An 18,627-nucleotide genomic window follows, 5' to 3' on the forward strand; every position below is an offset into this window, starting at 1 on the left:
GCCGGTCAGATCGGGGCTGGTCGGAGTGCCGTGCGGCAGCCCAAAGTGACATTTCAACTTTGCGCCGGAACGGACATTTCAATCTGGCCGCCACAATGCATGTAGCCGGGGTACATTCCATTTTCAGATGCAACGAAGATGCGCCCTGCCCATCGAGCTCGTCACGAGGAGCCACTCGCGAAGCATGATACCGACAAGATGTCGGTATCATTGCGAACTAGAAAGGCAGGTGCGCTCCAGTATGCCGCTTCTTTCAGTCCAGCGAAAAGTCGAACCGATAGGTTGCGGAAACTCCGATCAAAAGTTGATCTGGAGACCCCTTTTGCCGCACTAGACTGCTGTTGGCTGCTACGCCCACCATGCGCTTGTATTCGATGAACGCACTCGTCTCGATGTTCTCGGTCGCCTTCCACGTAACCGCGCCGCCCACTCCCACGGATTGCCAGCCGCTGGCGGGCGCGTAGAGGGCGAGGCCGGATGCGAGCGCCTCACTGGCGTCAACGCCATAATAGGCACGGCCGACCTCCGACGTGGCATACGTAGCGCGGGGTCCGCCCGAAATTCTGACCTGCGGCGTAATATCGGTGAACGCATCCACCGAGAGGTCAGCGACTGTGCCGGTATGGCTACGGATGCCGTGACGAAGCTCGGCGCGAGCGCGGACATTGTCAATCGGATAGACGTCAATGAAGCCGCCAACCTCGGCGCCGAACTTCACCTCTGACAGTCCTTTGAGATCCGTCGAGGTGTCCTCATTACGGCCGGTGATCAGCTTCCCGGCGAGACCGGTTCTGATGAAATCGTTTTCGTAGAGAGTGAGACCGGCGCTGTCGTTGCGAGAACTAAACCGAGGTGCCTGTCCCTGTCGTCCAAGCGATATGACAGGAGAAAACAGGAACTTGCGATCTTTGGCGCCTTCAAAGGCCGGACCGTGGGCCAAGGAGCCTCCCACGGTCAACGACCAGTCCCCGGACCAGAAACGGTTTCCGTCGCCAGCAGTAGCGACGGAAACGGGCATCAAGCCTGCGGCGAGGCAGGCAAATAGGCGAACCGACTGCATCATGCAGTACATCCTTTGAACACAATACACAATCATTGGGCATACCACCCATCGCAATCGATAAAGGTAAGCTGTTAAGATGTTCCTAACCAATTCTCTTAAGCTAAATGACTTTGGCCCGCTGGATCCGGGGCGGATGTTAGCGTTACATTTACCAAGATTTTATAGGGTGGACCGGCAAAATGAATTTGCCTATGCGAGGTCCCTCCTTGTCCGAGAATGTAAACTCCTGTGACATTGGTCACGTTCTGCAAACTTCCCCCAAAACCTGTGTTTTTTCGAGACGAAGCCTGCTCGGGGCACTGGGCGGGTTGTCTCTTCAGTCCTGCACACGCGCCCTGCCCCTCTCCGAATGGCAACTCGATGAGATCACGACCGGCTCGATCGTGCGCAGCATCGGGGGCGGCGGCGGGACAGCGGATTACGACCGTATTTACGGTCCACTGAATGACGGCGGTTTTCTGCTTCCCGCGATACCCTACCGCAAGATCAACTCTCGCTACCGCCGACAGGAGATAGTTGATCCGACAGGAGAGCCCTCGGGAACAATCGTGGTGGCTCTCCAACAGAGGCATCTCTATTACGTGTTGCCGGGAGGACGTGCTGTCCGGTATGGCGTCGGCGTTGGAAAGGATGGGTTTCGCTGGTCCGGCCGTGCCCGCATTCAATACAAGAAGGCGTGGCCGACATGGACGCCTCCAGAAGAGATGCTCCAGCGTCGACCGGATCTTGTTCAGTATCGTTCTGGGATGGCGCCGGGATTGACGAACCCGTTGGGGGCGCGAGCGCTCTACATTTTCAAGGACGGTGTAGATACTCTGTTTCGGATCCATGGCTCCCCAGAATGGTGGACAATCGGCCAGGCGATGTCATCGGGCTGCATCAGGATGCTCAATCAGGACATCATCGACCTCTACGATCGGGCAGGCGCCGGAACACCCATTGTCGTCAGCTAACATAAGTGTGTCTACGACAGCATCGCGCGATGCGTGTCGCGGTGAAGCCCTCCGGCGACATTTCCTTACGGGTCGCCAACAGCGATTTTGGCGGGATGTGTCGTCGGGATTGAGTTCAAAGGAGGGGGCGAAGACCTTCACCGCACCGGATCAGAGGATTTATGCTTACGGCGGTCTATCTGGTCCGGTTCTATGTGTGCACTTGTCATCTCCTCCCCGTGATCGGGGAATGGTGACGCCGACGTCGGTGACATCTTCCCTGCTCCCCACTTTGACAAGGATATTACCAAAAGGAAGGCCGCGAGCGATTTCGCTCCGCCGGAAACCACGTCATGAGTTGGCAAGCCTACGATCACTACCTCTATGCCCTGATCGCTCTCATTGGTACGCTGGGTGGCGCCTTGCTGCTCCTGTGGGTGTTACGAGCGAAGCGCTGGGCCGCGCATACACGTTCGTTCTCCGGACTTGTTCCACCGTTCATCAATATCCTGGGAGTGTTGTTTGGCCTTACCCTCGCATTCCTCGCTAACGATACGTGGAGCGCACGCGACCGAGCCATCGCCGCCGTCAGTCGTGAGGCAGATGCTATCGAAAGTATCGCCATACTCGCGGATCACTTGCCGGCATCCTACGGCATCACAATCAAGGATGCGGAACGCGCTTACGTAAGAGCCATGATCGAGGAGTGGCCGCTATTGGCCGCACGGTCCACGAGCGCGGCTGCCGCAGGCAGCGGGGACCATCTCCTTTCGCTACTTTCGGATCCCGTCGTCGTAGCCCAAGCGGGCACGGTGATCAGCGGCCAGCAGATCACCATGGCAATGGTCTTGCGTGACTCTCGCAGTACCCGGATTGCCCTTAGTCAGACACACGTCAACCCACTAAAATGGGCGGGGATGGCGATCCTCGGATTTCTGACGATGGTGTCGACCGCCTTCGCCCACCTCGACCGGCCTCGCGCGATGATCCTCGCAGTCGGTATATTCGGACTTGCCGCCGCACCGATGGCCGTAATCGTGTTGATCCATGGTAATCCGTTCCAGGCTCCGGCGGCCGTCTCCGCTGCACCCTTGCACGAGGCGCTTTGGAGGCTCCAGCAAAACTGATTACATGCAGAGCGTTGCTTCTGACCAATGGCGCGGTACTCTAGCCACTGAATTGAAATGCACTGCTCAGTATTGTGCTTCAGTGCGAAGCGTACTCGCAGCGTAGCTCTCCGCCGACGGCCGTCTGCCCTGATTCGCTATAAGTTGACCTGCCACCGGTAACGCATGGCTTGGCCTAAGACGCCAGCATCGGTCGAACCTTGTGGCCCAGCGCCAGGAGGGTCGGAGCCCATTGGGCCCCGGTTGCACACGCCTCAATTCCGATCAGGCATGGCAGCAATGCACTGAAGAAAGCGGCGACATCGTCACTTCGCAGCATTCGGCGGACCATGTCCGCGCCCAAAGCATCCACGCATGCGCCTGAAAGACGTGCTTGGCGATATCCAATCCGATTGCGCTAACCTGCAGGGTGGACGGCTCTCCCTCATGTGACTTTCTACAGCCACGCTTTGGCATATTGCATGCCGAGAGCGAAGGCGCCCACCACATCAGGTCAGTGGATACTTCAGAGTAAGCAAGTGACCTACTTCGATCAGGCTGAGGCCGCGGCCTGTCGTTTAGATGGAAGCGGCAGACGAAACGGTTCAGTCTCTGTGGGCAGACAACTGTCTCGCGGTGCGTGGCGAGGACATGACGGCTTCATAGACCGCCTCGGCATAGTCTCGTGGGCTCTTAGCAGAACTGGCGAAGAACAATGCTGACATAAGGCGTGCCAGCACAAAATACGCAACGGCGTCCTTGCTTCGCCCCTCACCCTCTGCGACGGAGTAATGGCGATCCAACTCCCCAATGTAATGATCAAAGTCGAAACACTCAGGCATCAGTCCGGTCTTAAGAGATTCCTCAAGAAGAAGGTCATCCATATAGGCAAAGACGCTCTCATCCGTCTGGCGAACACAGGCGTTGAAAATGCTTTCGAATGTCCGACGCGCGTCACCAATATCTTCGAATGCCAGAAATCGCCGAGCTAAAGTTGGATTTATAGTTTCCAGCCGCATGACAATTATTCCAAGTTTCTTCAAATGGCCACCCTTCTAAGCTCCGGCAGAGATGTCGCGGCTAGGTCGAGTGGTAACCTTGCTCGAATTGATATCTGTGAAGCCGGCGATAGAGGCCGTCTCGCGCGAGCAACACGTCTTGGTGTCCTTCCTCGACGAGCCTGCCATCTTCCATCACGATGATCTTGTCTGCCTCCGCGATCGTCGTCAGTCGGTGCGCGATGACGATCGTGGTCCGCCCGGCCATGAGCTTGTGCAAGACGCTGCGTATCGATGCCTCAGATTGAGAGTCGAGAGCGCTGGTGGCTTCGTCCAAAATAAGGATCTGACTGTCGCGCAGCATAGCTCGCGCGATCGCTAGCTTCTGTCTCTGCCCTCCCGAGAGATTGCCACCGTTGTCCACTATGTGGGTGTGGTATCCGTGCTCTAGCGAGAGAATGAATTCATGCGCGTCCGCGGCCTTGGCCGCGTCGACAATTTCAGCCTCGGTGGCGCCGGGTTTGCCAAGTCCGATATTATAGAAAACTGTGCCGGCGAAGAGAAACGTGTCCTGGCTCACATACGATATGCGTTCCCTGAGCGAGGGAAAGGTGACGTGTCGAACGTCAACTCCGTCGATTTCTACGGACCCGCCGATCGGGTCATAGAGTCGCATTACCAAGTTTATGACGGTCGATTTTCCGCTACCTGAAGGTCCCACCAGCGCCGTCATCTTACCCGCCGGAAACTGAAGGGAGACATCGTGTAGAACTACCTGCTCTCCGCTATAGCCGAACTGCACATTCCTCAACACGACATGACCGGGCCCTCGAGGAAGCGCCACAGCGTTCCTGCCTTCCAGCAGAGAGACGGGATGATCGAGAAGCTCAAACATGGCGCGAGCGCCGATCAGGCCGGACTCTATCCCGACCCGCATCCTCGCGAGCCGCTTGGCCGGTTCATAAGCCAGCAACAGGGCGGTTATGAACGACATCAACTCACCTGGCGTCCGACCCTGCTCCAACACAAGCACGGCACTTAAGGCAAGGACTCCCGCAATTGCCAGTCCCGAAAGTGTCTCCATGATCGGACTTGTTGCGGACTCGAGGCGCGCGATCCCGTTCGCACGCCTTTCAACGTCAGCGACCGCTTTGTTCATCCGGTCTGACATCGGGCCTTCCAGCGCGAAGGCTTTGATGACACGAATCCCGTTGGTCGTTTCCTGCATGATCTGGATGATCTGCCCGAGCGATGCCAATTCGAGCTCCATGATCCGACGCACACGTCGCAGTAGCAGACGGACGCCGAATATAGCCATCGGGCCCAAGATAAGCGCGACGAATGAGAGGACCGGCTGCTGATAGAACATCACCGAAACAAGGCCCAGAAGAGAAAATAGATCTCGAACAAAGCCAGTCACGATGGTGTCGATAACCGAGCGTGCGGCCTGCGCATTATGCGTGACCCGCAAGAGCAATTCGGACGACGGGATGTTCTGAAAAAAGGACACACCCTGACGCAAGAGGTGCCCGTAGATCTTGCGTTGTTGTTCTGCAACGATGCTGTTGCCCGCCTTGCTGAGATAGTAGCCTTGTGCGAACGTGCTCAAACCTTTGACAATGAAGATGACCGCAACCGCGATCGCGATATTGAAGACCTGCGCGACATCGCGTGAGACAACCATCTCGTTGACGATGTCTCGCATGATCCAGGCACTCAGTGCGGTGGTGGCTGCCGTAACGAGCATCGCGAAGACTGCGAGGGCGTACCATCGCGCGTGGCTCTTGAAATTGTCACGCAGAAGACGCCAGAGCAGCGCTTTATCCAACGATGAAAGAAACTTCTGAACGGGCAAGCCGGCTGTTCCTTGCTAAGGTCCTATGGTGGATGCTGCCATGAATTCGGGAATGAGCGTCGTAACGACGCCTTGCGCGTCACCTCTATTTCGGTCACGGGTGATAGACATTGCGCCAGAATCGAGCGTCGGTCATTGAGGGCAGAGTTTCGCGATATCTGTGTTTCAGCTCGGCATAGCTGAGAACGAGCTTCAGGAGTTCTGTTGTGAACAGGATAATCTCGTAGAAGAAGCGACCCCGATCGAAAACGGCGATGTATCCGGTCTCGCGCGACGGTGAGATGTAGAGGACGCGGCGATAGCGGAAGATCTTGCGGAGATCACCTACGAATTTCTTGTCATCCAGGACGATTGCATTCCGAATCATGAAGGATGGCAAAAGGAAGCCATTTGCCGTTACGAGACGGACGATGCGTCGCCCTATCCCCTCGCGTTGAGATTTGACGACAACCTCCTTCGGAATTTCGATTGCCTCCATCTTCTCGCCCGCAGCGTAGGCCGATATTCTCTGCCGAACCGCCACAAGGTCGAGGTTGTCGTGCCAAAACTTTGGGCCGGCCCTGACGTCGGAAAGCGCAGATGTCACCGCGCGTGCCGTCCCGTAATTGTAAGAAAGGAGAGCACTCCGAAAGAAGCGAATTGCCAGTTTCGCCGACGAGAGCGCTCCGCGCTCCGTATTCACCATTCTCTGGACAAGGTGGCTGCGGACATCGAGATAGACTGGAAGCGGCCCACTCTTGAGCCCGAAGTCCTCTCCCCAACAACCAATTCCGTTCTGAGTGACGATGTGAAATTCGTTCCTCATGCCGAACATGATGTCATCGCCACGGACGAAGAACGGAAATGCATAAGACCTTACATCGGCAATTGAAAAGGCGAAGAACCACCAGGCGCCGTAGTTCGGCATCCGATCACGTCGCTCGGCTTCAATGAGATCGGGCACTTTTCTCATGTCTAGTCCGCTCTTGAGGGGCTGACATGTCCCGTTGAAGACGGCGCCCTTTTCAAACAACCGATAGGGCTCGAGTTCTCGCATGAGCGAGCCGGCGATCGCGAACCGCCCAGTGCCGGCGAATTGCATCAAGGCATATGAGCGGCGAATGGATTCTATTTCGCATGTCGCATCATCGTCCATGAAGAGACAGTGCGTATAACCGTGGTCCTTGAGGTGGAGCAGCCCACGCATAAAGCCGCCAGAGCCTCCAAGATTCCTGTTCGGGATAACCGTCGCCCGGCCAGCCTCGGCCGGTGAGATGTTCTTGGAGTTGTCGATGACAACCAGGTCGACTTTCCCGCTAAAGCAGGGGTCATCCAGTAATTCGTCGGTGATGCGTTGGATGGCGGGGAGTACGTATTGCTTACGGTTGAAGTGGGTGACGACGATGCCCAGCCTTACGTCCATCACCGGTTCCGTCACCGTGTAGAAGTACCCACCGGTGAGCGCGCTGTCGTCAATCGCGGTGACGCACACATAAAGCATGCCATCGTCGAGCGAATTCCAGAATGGGAGTTCTACCCTCGCCGGGACATCGGCAGTCAGCGTGAGGTCCTGTTCGGACAGCCAACGATCTCCGCCACTCGACAGGTGCAGCCCGAAACGCAATCGGATCTGTCCGGTTCCGAGAAGCGAGAACGCCAGGTGGGCAATTCTGCAATCACGTTTCCACGTGGCTACCGTAAATCCGTTGAAGAATGTATCGAGGCTGACAGTGCTGTGCTTCGGCAGAGTTATACTTTGCGTAGAATAGCAGAACGACGAAGAATTTTCGACGAACCGGAAGTACATATCTTCTGTCGCGTAGCTGGTGAGTCTTGGAAATATGATATTTTGGAGCCTGTGCATATTTCGTCCGTTGAGTCCGGTCACCGGCGCTGGGCCGGGCGTATGGCTGGCTTCAGGTCAGGGCTATCCGGGCACGCCATCCTCTCGTTCATCAAGCAATGACAAGTCCAGACGTCTGATCAATTGCCGCTTCAGCACCTGGGCCGTTTTCCGACGCGCCAGTCTGCGGTCGCGAAAGGAGGACATGTCGGAGCGCCAGGATCTGAGCATTCTCCAGCCCATAGCGATTTGGCCGGCAACCGCCTGTCCATCGGCCGTTATGCCTGCATAAGCGAGCGGGACGATCCGTGACGCGAGGCTGAAGCGGGCCTTCATCGCAGCTTCTTCATCAAGTGCACTGACTCCTGCCGCCATTATCGCGTGGCGGAGCTGGCTTCCCACTGGTCGCGTGTGATGCACGGCAATATCGTCGAGGATGGCAGCACGAAAAGGGCCGCTCTCGGGCCATCGGCACCATAGATAATCAAGACCGAACCCGCTCATCGTCTCCCGAAAATATGGCAATGCTCGCCTCAGCAAGGAGCCACTCAGGCAGGGGACCATGATCTCCACGTGATTAACGTAGCGCAGACCGAACGCAGGGCAGTGACAGAAGATGAAGTGCGTGTAGTAGCTGTCATGCGTCAACGATGGCTGGCAGACCGCCAACCCATAATTGCCTGCAATTTCGAACATCCGGTCGATCGTATCGCCATCGGTCGCAATGTCGTCATCTGGCAGCCATACGTGCCGATAACCGTCAAGATCAGAGACAGCACTAAGGGTATGGTAGAGTCCGTCCCACTTGCCGCCCTTCACCAGGACCGCGCGAACACCGCGTTCCGCCGTGTGGGAGGAAAACGCACTCTCCGAATAGTAGCTCACAACGAGATTGAAGGAACGATCCTCGTAGGCGCGGTTCAACCATCCTGCGTGCAGAGAATTATCTCCCGCGCGTACGACCACCAAGTTCCTTTTGCGATTTCGTTGTTCCAGTCGGGCGGTCATGGCAGATGAACAAGCCTCCTGGTCGCTTGATGGCTGTCTCGCCTTACATCCTGGCGGTCGGCCGTGTGCATGGCCCATCGAAACGCGAACTGATACTTCAGGTTGCACCAAAACCGCATTGTCATTGAGGGCTTTGCGCCTGTGCGTCCAGCTGCCAGACGGCTCTCGCCCGCATCGCGCTCCCCGATAAGCGCGTGCTCCGTCACAAAAATCGGCACGCCATGCTCCCAGTGATGTTTGAGATCGATGTCAACCGGCCGAAAGAAGTGACTTCGCAAGCCCAGCATTCTCGCCGCGGCACGAGCGCCGACGACGTATCCCGTCGTCCTCGGCGGCAAGAGCCTGCTCTGCATCAACCAGTTCTCCTTGATTTTTTGAAATCGGTAAGCCCCCTGCGGGGCACTCGCATCGAGCTTCACGATGACGTCGGAGAGATCGAATTTTGCGAGCGCCCTCAAGAACTCGCAGGGCTCCCGGAGGAAGCGGAAGTCATCTTCCAGGATCAGGGCGGCATTGGCTCCGCAGCTTGCGATATGACGCCACATTTGTAGATGCCCCAGATAGCAGGCGATCTCCCCATTCGAGAGCGGGCGCTTGAAGCCGCGTACATTCGCGACCGCGTCATAATGAAAATTACGCGCCTCGTCTGAGAGACTCGCCCCGTTCACTGCATCGAAGAACCTGAACTCAAGCCCGTAACGATCGAGTATTTCGCGAGACTGCCTTCGTCTCGCCTCGTCCGAAGGCAGGCTCAACACCAGCGTATTGAATCCCATCACTCTCACCCCGGGACTCAGAGCGGAGAGGACATGAAGGCAGGCATTCTCTCTCCCGCGCTTCTCGATGACAGATAGGCTCTTGCAGCATCAAGAGCCTCACGGATCGTGACGTCCATGTCGAGATATCGATAGGTCCCGAGCCGCCCCACAAACGTCACGGATGTCTCCTGCTCTGCGCGCGTCACATACGCGGCGAGCAGGGCTTTTTCATTCACCAAACGTATCGGATAGTACGGGACGTCGCCTGGGCCGCAGTCGCGGGAAAACTCTCGGTAACACACAGAACGGGAGTGCTCTTCCCACGGTGCAAAGTGTTTGTGCTCCGTAATGCGCGTGAAAGGCGCGGAGGCATCCGCATAGTTCATCACCGCACACCCCTGAAAATCTCCGCCGTATGTGAACCGTTCGAAGCCGAGCGTTCTGTATCCGAGGCGCCCCATCTCATATTCAAAGTACCCGTCGAGAGGACCGGAATAGAACACATGGTCGAACTCTTGGACCTGACCGCGTTCGAAGCGCTTGCCGAGATGCACAGTTATTCCGGGATGATCGAGCATTCGCTCGATCATCGGCGTGTAGCCCCCCTGAGGCATTCCCTGAAAGGAATGGAAGAAGTAATTGTCGTCGTAGTTGAAACGAATGGGTAGTCGCTTAAGAAGCGAGGCCGGAAGTTCGCTGGGTTCACAACCCCATTGCTTTTGAGTGTATCCTTTGAAAAAGGCCTCATAGAGCGGCTTGCCGATAAAGCGCATTGCCTGCTCTTCGAACGTCTTGGGTTCCGCAATGCTTCCGTCGGCTTGCTTCTCGATGAACGCGCGCGCTTCGTCGGGTCTAAGGCACTTGCCGAAGAACTGATTTATCGTATGTAGATTGACAGGCAGCGAATATACCTGCCCGCCACTCACCACTTTGACGCGATGCTTGAACGGCAGGAATGTCTCGAACGCATTGACGTATTCCCAAACCTCCGGATCGTCGGTATGGAAAATGTGAGGGCCATGTACATGAACCATCACACCGGTCCCTGTGTCGCGCTCCGTGTAACAGTTTCCGGCAACGTGATTGCGGCCTTCGACCACGATCACCTCGCAGCCCGCGTTTGCCAGCTCTCTCGATATCACGGCCCCGGATAGTCCCGCGCCGACCACAAGAAGCCTACTTCCCATTACCCCTCGCCACCCTGTCATCACGTCTGCGCTTCACCCGGCACCCAAGTCGCATGCGACGACGTGACGATGCGACCTCGCGGCGCGAGATCTGCCTTATCCCTTCACGGCGACTCAGCGAGGAAGCGGCAACACACTTTGTTTCCAGCAAGCTGCACTAATGCGCAAATAAGAGGCCGCGACGTGCTATGAGACCCCTCTCGACCGATCGGAAGGTCGAGGGTAAGCCCCATTTCAGCGGCGATCAGAACCGTGACCACGTGTCATTCTGCACAAGCTCAGAATCTGAACCGGTCACGGAGTTCACGAAGGGGCCCACCGTTTCGCACTCGTCAAGCCAGCGCGTGCAGCTATTGGCCGTCTTGCGGCGCGGCGAACGTCACGCCGGCGTTCGGGATCTTCCGACTTCGTATGGTCGGCTCGTCCTTGACTCCGGTTCAGGGTTCTCTGACCCCGAAGGCCGCATCCGCGCCGTCGGGCGCGATGGAGGATGGCGTAACGGCATAGTCGCGGGCCGTCACCGTCCACGTCGCACAAGATCACCGCTCGGCTTGGTTAAGGAGCGGCCGTCACGTGTGAGGGGTTGATGCACTGCCTTGCCCATCGGCGCCGGGCTGCGCCTGCGTGGAGCCAACATCGCACTGGCGATTTGGGTCACATTACCCACCTCGGCCTTTCGGCAAGTCGGGACGGCAAGGGCCGGTTCAGTCCACCAAATACGGGCGTAAGCGTTGGCTCCGAGAACAGAAATCCTTGAACATGGGTCGCTCCGGTCGCCTTTGCCAGTGAAAACTGATCATAGGTTTCAATTCCCTCTACCACGACGATGGGGGCAGCGCAGGCTGCCAGGCCGATCATGTGGGCTAGAATGCGATCCGTCTTGCCGCAACGATTGCGCCGCACGAAGAAGGCGTCAATTTTCACGATGTCCGTAGCTATCGAGAAGAGTGTCTCCGGTGTCGAGAAGCCGGTTCCGAAATCATCGACCGCTATCCTGAATCCGAGGTTACGGACTTCCTGGATCCATTCCGCAGTCATCGAGAGCAACGCCATCGGGGCGCTTTCTGTGATCTCCAGAACAAGACGAGAGGAAAGCGAGCTGTGTCGAGACAGTTGCCTATAAAGCCTGTTCCAACGTCTCTCGTCGGCGAAGTTCTCCGTCGACAAGTTTACCCCCAACGACGCGTTCTCATTTGTCGCCAGGTAATCGAAGGCGAGGTCCAGAATATGGTGGTCAAAGTCGGAGGCCAAACCGGTTGCTTCCAACTGCGCGACGAATTCGCCAGCGCTAACAATGCTTCCATCTGCAACGACGAGGCGGCCCAAACACTCAGAATAGAGAACGTCGCCATGTTCGGTGACTGCGTTCACGTGCTGCAGCGAGAAGCCCACACGGTCCTGCTGCATGGCAGAAATAACGGTATCGATCGTCGCGTCGAATTTGTTCACGTGCACCCCCGAAGCTCCTGAAACCAAGATGCTCAAGACGTTGATTATCCGCAAATAAGTGAGATTGCGCAGATCTGCTGTTCCCGCTCCACGGTTCATGGCCGCCGGTCCGTAGGTCAGGACGGTTCTACGCTCGGCCTGCATCTGAAGCGCCGCTCGACTCAAGCCCTTCGCTCACGCGGGGGAGAGTCCGGTGAGTGCGATGTTCACCCTCGGCTATTCAGGTAACCAGATCGAGAATTGGTTCTCTTCGAAGCTTGTGCGTTCGTAGCGCACCTGCCCCCCATGGGCTTCTGCAATAAGGGCAGCCGCCCAGAGGCCGACGCCATGGCCCTTTGAGTCGCGCCCGCGCCAGTGGCGCGCAAACATGTTGGCCTGCACTTCATTGGAAATCTGTGGCCCTGCATCGAGGACATGAAGAACGACGGCTCGGCGGCCGTCGCAATCTTTCCGCTCGACTGAGACCCTCACAGAGGTGGGTACGCCGCTGTGGATCAGCGCGTTGTCAATAAGCTTGCTGAGAGCAATCCGAAGAACATCGGCGGCACCGCGGGCGGTGATACCTCGCTCGCCGACGACGTCGATCGTGCCCGCGCCTGTCGGGAGGCTCGAACGTGCGAGTTCAAGCGCATCAAACGGATAGTGCCTGCGTTCATTGAGCCTCGCACGAATATCCTCGACGTGAAGCAAGGAGTGAACGAGTTCGTCGATCTTGCCTGCATTGCTGGAGATCTTGCGTGTCCGCTCCAGAATGTCGGGCTGGGGCACGAGCCTCTCGATGTTCTGACTGCTCACCTTGATTACGGCCAGAGGCGTTTTGATCTGGTGACTGAAAATCTTGACCCAACTGTGGTGGGTCTCGGCGGCTTCCCTGTTTAGTTCCGCGGACATTCGTTCCATGGCCAATTGTGTCTTGGTGCGCCGGTGCTCCTTCGCTGTCGCCATGCTTTCGCATACAGCAAAGGCGAGGTTCAGCACGAGCGAAGCCAGCAGAGATATTTCAGCGGAGTAGAACGCAGAAAACGAAAGGTTGACGTCGCCGGTCACCAGCAGGAACGAGACGCAATAGCCAGCCAAGGTCCCCAGAAACCCGCCGCTCAGCAAGAGCGAGTGATGGAGGCTCTTCCTGTAATGTGCAAGGAAGACGGACAGCGGAGCCCATCCGACTGACATAATCAGCCCAAAGAACTGGAGCGGTCGCGCAATAGTAGGATAAGCGCCTATCGCCGCCACGACTGCGCCGCCGACAGCAAGCGCTACGGCAAGACGCGACGCGCAGTCGAGGGCGCGCGACACAGCTCGGATCTGCGTGGCAGTCCTGTAGAATGCTATATTCGCCGCGACCAGGAGGCAGATGGAGAGCCCGACGCTGCGATTCAGGAGAACGGGCGATACTCCCGGGATGAGGGAGAGGTAGCCATCGCGGGCGGCCAGAAAGAAAAGCGCGGCGGCCGCGTAAGTGGCAAAACTGCGGGAAATCGCGTCTCCGTGCACTCGCCAGCGGACAACACCGACCACAACCGTGAGCAGGAGACCGAGTGCCAATGCGCCGGCGATGAGACTTTCTACCAGCAGGTAGCTCGAAAAGCCGACTTGGGTATCGACCCGCGGCCAGAACAGCACTGTGGTTCTTGTGCGCAAACGAACATATGCGATGTCGCCTTCGCGCCCGCTGAATGGTATAGGCGCGGCAAAACCCCGCCACCGGTAGACCTTGTCTGTGAGCGGCTGCTGATCGCCTTGCTGGTAGTGAACCAATTCGTCGGCGTGCACCGCGGCCTGGCGCGTGCCCGCATGCGGATCAGGAACGAAGAGTGTTATGTCGTTCAGATAGGTGGGCAGCACGAAGACGACTCCCTGCTCCTGAGGAGGGCCGACATAGCGGAGCCTGAACCAGAAAGTGTCGGAGGAGAACCCTCCGACGAGGCCGCCGTCTGGGAGGGGGCGCCATGACTGCGAGGCGGCAACGTCGGAAATTGTCAAAGTGTCATCATCGACTCGAAGCATTTCCACGCTCAGCAAACGTGCTGTCGCTGCATATGCGGGCGGCGCTACAGAAAGACATATGCCAAATACAATAGCCAGCATTGCAAGAACGTGCGTCTGCCGGACAGGTACGCAAGAAAGGCCGGCGCCAATGAACGCGAATTTAATTCTGCGCTTCGTGCGCTTGCTTTCGCATTCGGAAAAGGTCCACAGCATGAGACGCCTGGCGGAAAACTGTTTATATTTTCGTAATGTCTGCAGAAATACTGCATTTCATGCGTTATACGCAGGCAATTCGTTGTTTGATATGAACTTTCAATTCCATCGCTCCGGGGTAGCGGCCAATGCTTTTGCTTCTTCTCGGTATAACTCGCCGCGACCGTAGTCGCAATAAAGGCACATGCCCGAGACATTGTCGATGGCATCGGTCGATACTCTCGTGTCGAGCAGCAACAGGGAATGACACGCAAGACCATCCAGGTATTTTCACCCGGCATTTTCCTCAGGCGCTATGTCGATCGCCGCCTTCCGCAGGATTGGCAAAGTGAGCATATATTCCGACCTGCTCCGGCCAATGGTGGAGTTCCTTTCGTTACAGGACGCCCGGACCAGGGCGCCCTTGACTGTGGGTGGACTTCAGCATTGGTGATAACCGTCCTGTTGGGAGACGACGGCGTCCTCGATCGTCGCATTTGCACCGGAATTCGGCACCGCCGTTCCGGGTCGACCGCGCGGAAGCCAAGGGGAAGACTCTGATCTCGGTATCCCGGACAAGATGAGCGCTTGCAACAGAACACACGCAAACTGAGTTCGTCCCGAAAGGAGGTTACCGGGTGTGGAATATTGCAAGGAGCGGACGATGGGGATCGCCGCTGGAGAGGGCGATCAGAATGCGCCAATAGAAGAGCGCTCGGCCCTGGACAGCAAGGCCGAACTGCCCTGCCCGCCGACACCCGTTTAGTGATCTCTGCGATTACTGCACAGGTGTGGAGGAAGCGGTCGGGTTTTCGTTCAGCTCGCTGAAGAGCGGGACAGACGCCTGCCGGCGAGCCTGCGTCATCCCCGGGGCAGGATTGCAGATCGAGGGCGGGCGCTCACTCGCTCCCTGTAGACGATCTTGCTCCCGTCGGAACGCGGCACCGGTCTGTTTCCGGACGACAAGACTTTGCCATTGCCGAAAACTCTAATGCTTGGAACGAGGCTTCCAGCTGAGAAAGCTGCGCAATCTTTGTGCCGCCGTCACATGAATCATCAGATCGGCCGGAAGGTCTAGCTTGGTCGCAGGGAATCGACTCATGCAGTGATCCCAAAGAGACAAAGCCTCTTTGAAATGCCGGCGGACCCGGCCCTTGTCTCGCCGGCTGAGAGTACCAAAGTGGGCGGCCAGAACTCGGTTATCCGGAGAAAACCTGCTCAATCGCTCAAGATGAGGGTAGTCTCCATCGCCGGACTGTCCAGGGTTGAACATCAACGCGAAAGCTTTGCCGACCTTGGCATCAATGGTGACGAGATCCTCACGTAGCCTCCGCAGCGCTTCAGTTTCTCGTTTCGCATGACGGTCTTCGACGTGCTGGACCCACCTCAGGGCGCCGCCACTGAGTGTGTCGATTACTCCTGTGATAATTCTGATGATCATTCTGTCCCAACAAGTGATCTCGGCGAAGAGTGGATGAAAGCCGTCGTTACGATCGACCCGCCTCAGGTCGGCGTCCATGACTGCTCTCTCTAAACCCTAGAGCGGTTGCGTGATTATGCGCAAATTAGCGATTGAACCCGGCGCTGGAGGTGGAAGCGCTCGAGCTGTTCGTCAGGTCGGAATAGGTCAGGTGATCGGCGGAGAGCGAGCTGTTGCCGGTCGTATCCGTCGAGGCGATCACCCCGCCGACGAGATCGACGCCGCCTTCGACGACGACATGATAGCCGCCGGAGCCGGCGACGATACCGCTCTGCTCGGTGACATTGGCGAAGTCGCCGGTGACGGTGCCCTTGTTGAAGCCGCCGGAGAGACCGGACGGGCCGAAGCCTGCGGAGACGGAGAAGCTCTTCTCGTCGTAGGCGGCGGTGTCCTGGAGGCTCTCGATCAGAAGATCGCCGCCGACATTGGCGATCACCGTCTCGCCGGAGACGACGGCGCCCCTGAGGACGGTATCCGCGCCGGAGTTGAGTACCACGGTGCCGGTGCCGGTCACATGGGAATTGAGGTTATAGACGCCGGTGCCGTCGCCCTCACCCGTGGCATAACTGCCGTTGGCAACGGGAAGGCCGGTGCCGAGATCGATGCCGAAACCCGCACCCGAGGAGGTTGCGGAAAAGCCGGTGCTGCCGGACCCCTGGGCGGCCGCGAAGGCAGGTTGCAGGGTGAGCAGGACGGTAAGGAGACCGGTCAGGAAAGCGGAAGGCATGCCGAACTTGAACCGACCGCGGTCCTGATGGGCAAATAAGCGGACGGGTGGCGGGGACTGCCGGACCAGACCACCCTCCCCGTGCCGATCCTGTGCAAATCCTCATAGATTCGCTAGTGGACGTGGAATCGGCTTTGTCCTATCGGTTGGGGCATGAAGACATCCCTCGACCATCTTCCGGAGAAGAAGCAGCGCGAGCTTGGCCGCGTGGTGGAGATCATCCACGAGGAGTTCGCCGATGCGCTGGAGGGAGCCGCCGCCGAGTTCAAGAAGCGCGGGCGCATCCAGAAGATTCTGCTCTTCGGTTCCTATGCCCGCGGCACCTTCGTCGACGAACCGCATACGATGAAGGGCTACCGGTCGGACTACGACATTCTGGTGATCGTCAGTTCGAAGAAGCTGGCCGAGCCGCAGTACTGGGACAAGGCGACCGACCGGCTGCTGTGGGATAAGGCGATCTCGACGCCGGTGGGGCTGATCGTCCATGGGGCGCGGGAGGTGAACAACTTCCTTGCCGACGGGCAGTACTTCTTCGTCGACATCCTGCGGGAAGGCATCGTGCTCTACGAGCTCGACGACCGTCCGCTGGCCGAACCGAAGCGGCTATCGCCCGCAGATGCCCTCAGGGTTGCGACGGAACATTTCGAGAGGCGGTTTCCTGATTCCGCAGATTTCATGGACATGGCGAAGTTGCTCGTCGAGCGCGGGAATTTGCGACTGGCGGCATTTCAATTGCATCAGTCGATAGAGATAGCCTACTCGGCGTTTCTGCTGACGCTGACGAACTACAGTCCGCCGTCGCACAACCTCAAATTCCTGCGCGGTCTCGCCGAGGATCACGACCGTCGCCTGATCGAGGCCTGGCCTCGCGACCAGCACCGCTTCACCGCCTGGTACAACATCCTCAACGAGGCCTATGTGAAGGCGCGCTATTCGAAACACTTCGAGATCACCGAAGAGGCGCTCGAATGGCTGCTGGAACGCACCGAGCATCTCCACCGTCTCGTCGAGGCGATCTGCAGGGAACGGCTCGCCGAGCTGGAGCGGGCAGCGGGCGAGGGGTGAGGTCTGCCTGGTCCCGTCTCAGGCTAAATTCGTTGGCGCCTTGACACGCGCCAGAACGAGGCACCGTCACGTGAATACCACCTCTATACAATCAAACTGTGTATCAGGAGCAATTTTGGCATTAGAAGTAGGTAGGAGTCTGAGATGGATTATTCTCCAGATCATACTCACGCCGAGCATATACAAAGCCATCCAAACGTTCCAAATCCGCTTGCCGGCATTGGGAAAAGATACATTCCTCAGCCACAGCGGAAATGTCTTTGGAGGAACTAGTCTTGCTTAACAACTCAGCAACCACCATGCTGATACTATCGTAGTCAAACTCAGTGGGTTCTCTGTCCAAATAATACCGAACTGTTATTTCGTGTCCTTCTGAGTACTTAACTGCGATCGCCCGAATTTGAGGATAGATCTCTGTGATCAGAGCTTCCTGTAGCCAAATCTTGAGCGAGTCTGGCAGGCTTCCCATATTGTCCTCCTAGTACTGGATGGGATTGGCAGGAATGATATGGACGCCATTTTTCCCTTGGACAATCTGACCATACTGAGTTGGTCCGACAAGAGTGCCATTACTCTTAAATTCCCCAATGGGAGAGCCAAAGTCAACAATATACGATGTCGTGTTTCCTCTCGGAATCTCACGAACAATTGTATATTGCCCACTATGAACGCCATCCAAGAGCGACTGAGGATCGGCTGTCAAAGTGCTTCGAGACGGATCATAGTTATTGGTTCCCGGAATGTGCTTGTCTTGAGCGCCCGAATGTATGGTTCTTCCCAGATTTTCAGGAATGGGAAGTCCCTTTGTAGCTAACCCGCCCTTCGCGCCGACGGCTCCGATGATGACGGCGGTTGTGACGCCGACGACGAGTTTGAGGTCCTTGGTGTCCTGTGCCGAGAGCCCATGATCGGACGCTATGCGCTCGATGGCAAGGCTTGCGGCCTCCTTTGTCAGTTGGCCGGCCGTAGCGAGAGGCTCGATCGCCTCCTTGAACT

General features: G+C 57.4%; 16 protein-coding genes and 1 pseudogene. 3 read left to right on the forward strand and 14 right to left on the reverse strand.

Annotated features, from left to right (window positions below; translation table 11 throughout):
• Positions 1-253 precede the first annotated feature (253 nt).
• Positions 254-1,063, reverse strand: coding sequence for a MipA/OmpV family protein (locus NHF53_RS22735; RefSeq protein WP_252836234.1), 810 nt, complete (start codon positions 1,061-1,063; stop codon positions 254-256).
• A gap of 206 nt (positions 1,064-1,269) precedes the next feature.
• Between NHF53_RS22735 and NHF53_RS22740 the strand changes: the two genes are divergently transcribed.
• Both NHF53_RS22740 and NHF53_RS22745 read left to right on the forward strand, forming a co-directional pair.
• Entirely contained in the window at positions 1,270-2,016 is a 747-nt protein-coding gene (locus NHF53_RS22740) for a L,D-transpeptidase (RefSeq protein ID WP_252836235.1), read from the forward strand.
• A 332-nt stretch (positions 2,017-2,348) separates the two neighbouring features.
• Complete coding sequence (locus NHF53_RS22745; RefSeq protein WP_252836236.1) at positions 2,349-3,122, forward strand: DUF4239 domain-containing protein; 774 nt, start codon at positions 2,349-2,351, stop codon at positions 3,120-3,122.
• Positions 3,123-3,300: 178 nt separating this feature from the next.
• Here the strand turns inward: NHF53_RS22745 and NHF53_RS22750 are convergent.
• From NHF53_RS22750 to NHF53_RS22800, 11 genes and pseudogenes are all read right to left on the reverse strand, one after another.
• Positions 3,301-3,578 (reverse strand): annotated as a pseudogene (locus tag NHF53_RS22750) (hypothetical protein); the annotation flags it as partial.
• A gap of 128 nt (positions 3,579-3,706) precedes the next feature.
• Positions 3,707-4,144 carry a hypothetical protein gene (locus tag NHF53_RS22755; protein WP_252836237.1) on the reverse strand — a complete coding sequence of 146 codons (438 nt, stop codon included), beginning with the start codon at positions 4,142-4,144 and terminating at the stop codon, positions 3,707-3,709.
• Between the two features lie 37 nt (positions 4,145-4,181).
• Positions 4,182-5,954, reverse strand: a complete 1,773-nt coding sequence (locus NHF53_RS22760) for an ABC transporter ATP-binding protein (RefSeq protein ID WP_256481300.1) — start codon at positions 5,952-5,954, stop codon at positions 4,182-4,184.
• Positions 5,955-6,048: 94 nt separating this feature from the next.
• On the reverse strand, positions 6,049-7,797 hold the full coding sequence (locus NHF53_RS22765; RefSeq protein ID WP_252836238.1) for a hypothetical protein: 1,749 nt from the start codon (positions 7,795-7,797) through the stop codon (positions 6,049-6,051).
• 63 nt (positions 7,798-7,860) lie between these two features.
• Positions 7,861-8,784 carry a glycosyltransferase family 2 protein gene (locus NHF53_RS22770; protein ID WP_252836239.1) on the reverse strand — a complete coding sequence of 308 codons (924 nt, stop codon included), beginning with the start codon at positions 8,782-8,784 and terminating at the stop codon, positions 7,861-7,863.
• Entirely contained in the window at positions 8,781-9,560 is a 780-nt protein-coding gene (locus NHF53_RS22775) for a glycosyltransferase family 25 protein (protein WP_252836240.1), read from the reverse strand. Before NHF53_RS22775 ends, NHF53_RS22770 begins: the two co-directional genes overlap by 4 nt.
• A gap of 17 nt (positions 9,561-9,577) precedes the next feature.
• Positions 9,578-10,729: a UDP-galactopyranose mutase gene (gene glf / locus NHF53_RS22780; protein ID WP_252836241.1), complete on the reverse strand. Its 1,152-nt coding sequence runs from the start codon at positions 10,727-10,729 to the stop codon at positions 9,578-9,580.
• 654 nt (positions 10,730-11,383) lie between these two features.
• Positions 11,384-12,322: an EAL domain-containing protein gene (locus NHF53_RS22785; RefSeq protein WP_252836242.1), complete on the reverse strand. Its 939-nt coding sequence runs from the start codon at positions 12,320-12,322 to the stop codon at positions 11,384-11,386.
• A gap of 72 nt (positions 12,323-12,394) precedes the next feature.
• Positions 12,395-14,380, reverse strand: coding sequence for an ATP-binding protein (locus NHF53_RS22790; RefSeq protein ID WP_252836243.1), 1,986 nt, complete (start codon positions 14,378-14,380; stop codon positions 12,395-12,397).
• A 967-nt stretch (positions 14,381-15,347) separates the two neighbouring features.
• Positions 15,348-15,878, reverse strand: coding sequence for a hypothetical protein (locus NHF53_RS22795; protein WP_252836244.1), 531 nt, complete (start codon positions 15,876-15,878; stop codon positions 15,348-15,350).
• A 46-nt stretch (positions 15,879-15,924) separates the two neighbouring features.
• Positions 15,925-16,566 carry a hemagglutinin repeat-containing protein gene (locus tag NHF53_RS22800; RefSeq protein ID WP_252836245.1) on the reverse strand — a complete coding sequence of 214 codons (642 nt, stop codon included), beginning with the start codon at positions 16,564-16,566 and terminating at the stop codon, positions 15,925-15,927.
• 153 nt (positions 16,567-16,719) lie between these two features.
• Between NHF53_RS22800 and NHF53_RS22805 the strand changes: the two genes are divergently transcribed.
• Complete coding sequence (locus tag NHF53_RS22805; RefSeq protein ID WP_252836246.1) at positions 16,720-17,631, forward strand: nucleotidyltransferase and HEPN domain-containing protein; 912 nt, start codon at positions 16,720-16,722, stop codon at positions 17,629-17,631.
• Between the two features lie 121 nt (positions 17,632-17,752).
• Here NHF53_RS22805 and NHF53_RS22810 read toward each other — a convergent pair whose 3' ends face one another.
• Together NHF53_RS22810 and NHF53_RS22815 are read right to left on the reverse strand one after the other, a co-directional pair.
• Positions 17,753-18,100: a colicin gene (locus tag NHF53_RS22810; protein ID WP_252836247.1), complete on the reverse strand. Its 348-nt coding sequence runs from the start codon at positions 18,098-18,100 to the stop codon at positions 17,753-17,755.
• Between the two features lie 9 nt (positions 18,101-18,109).
• Positions 18,110-18,627, reverse strand: a 518-nt coding sequence (locus NHF53_RS22815; RefSeq protein WP_252836248.1) for a polymorphic toxin type 50 domain-containing protein, incomplete at its 5' end; no start/stop codon positions are given.

The organism is Ciceribacter sp. RN22 (assembly GCF_024054295.1).
Classification (GTDB): domain Bacteria; phylum Pseudomonadota; class Alphaproteobacteria; order Rhizobiales; family Rhizobiaceae; genus Allorhizobium; species Allorhizobium lividum.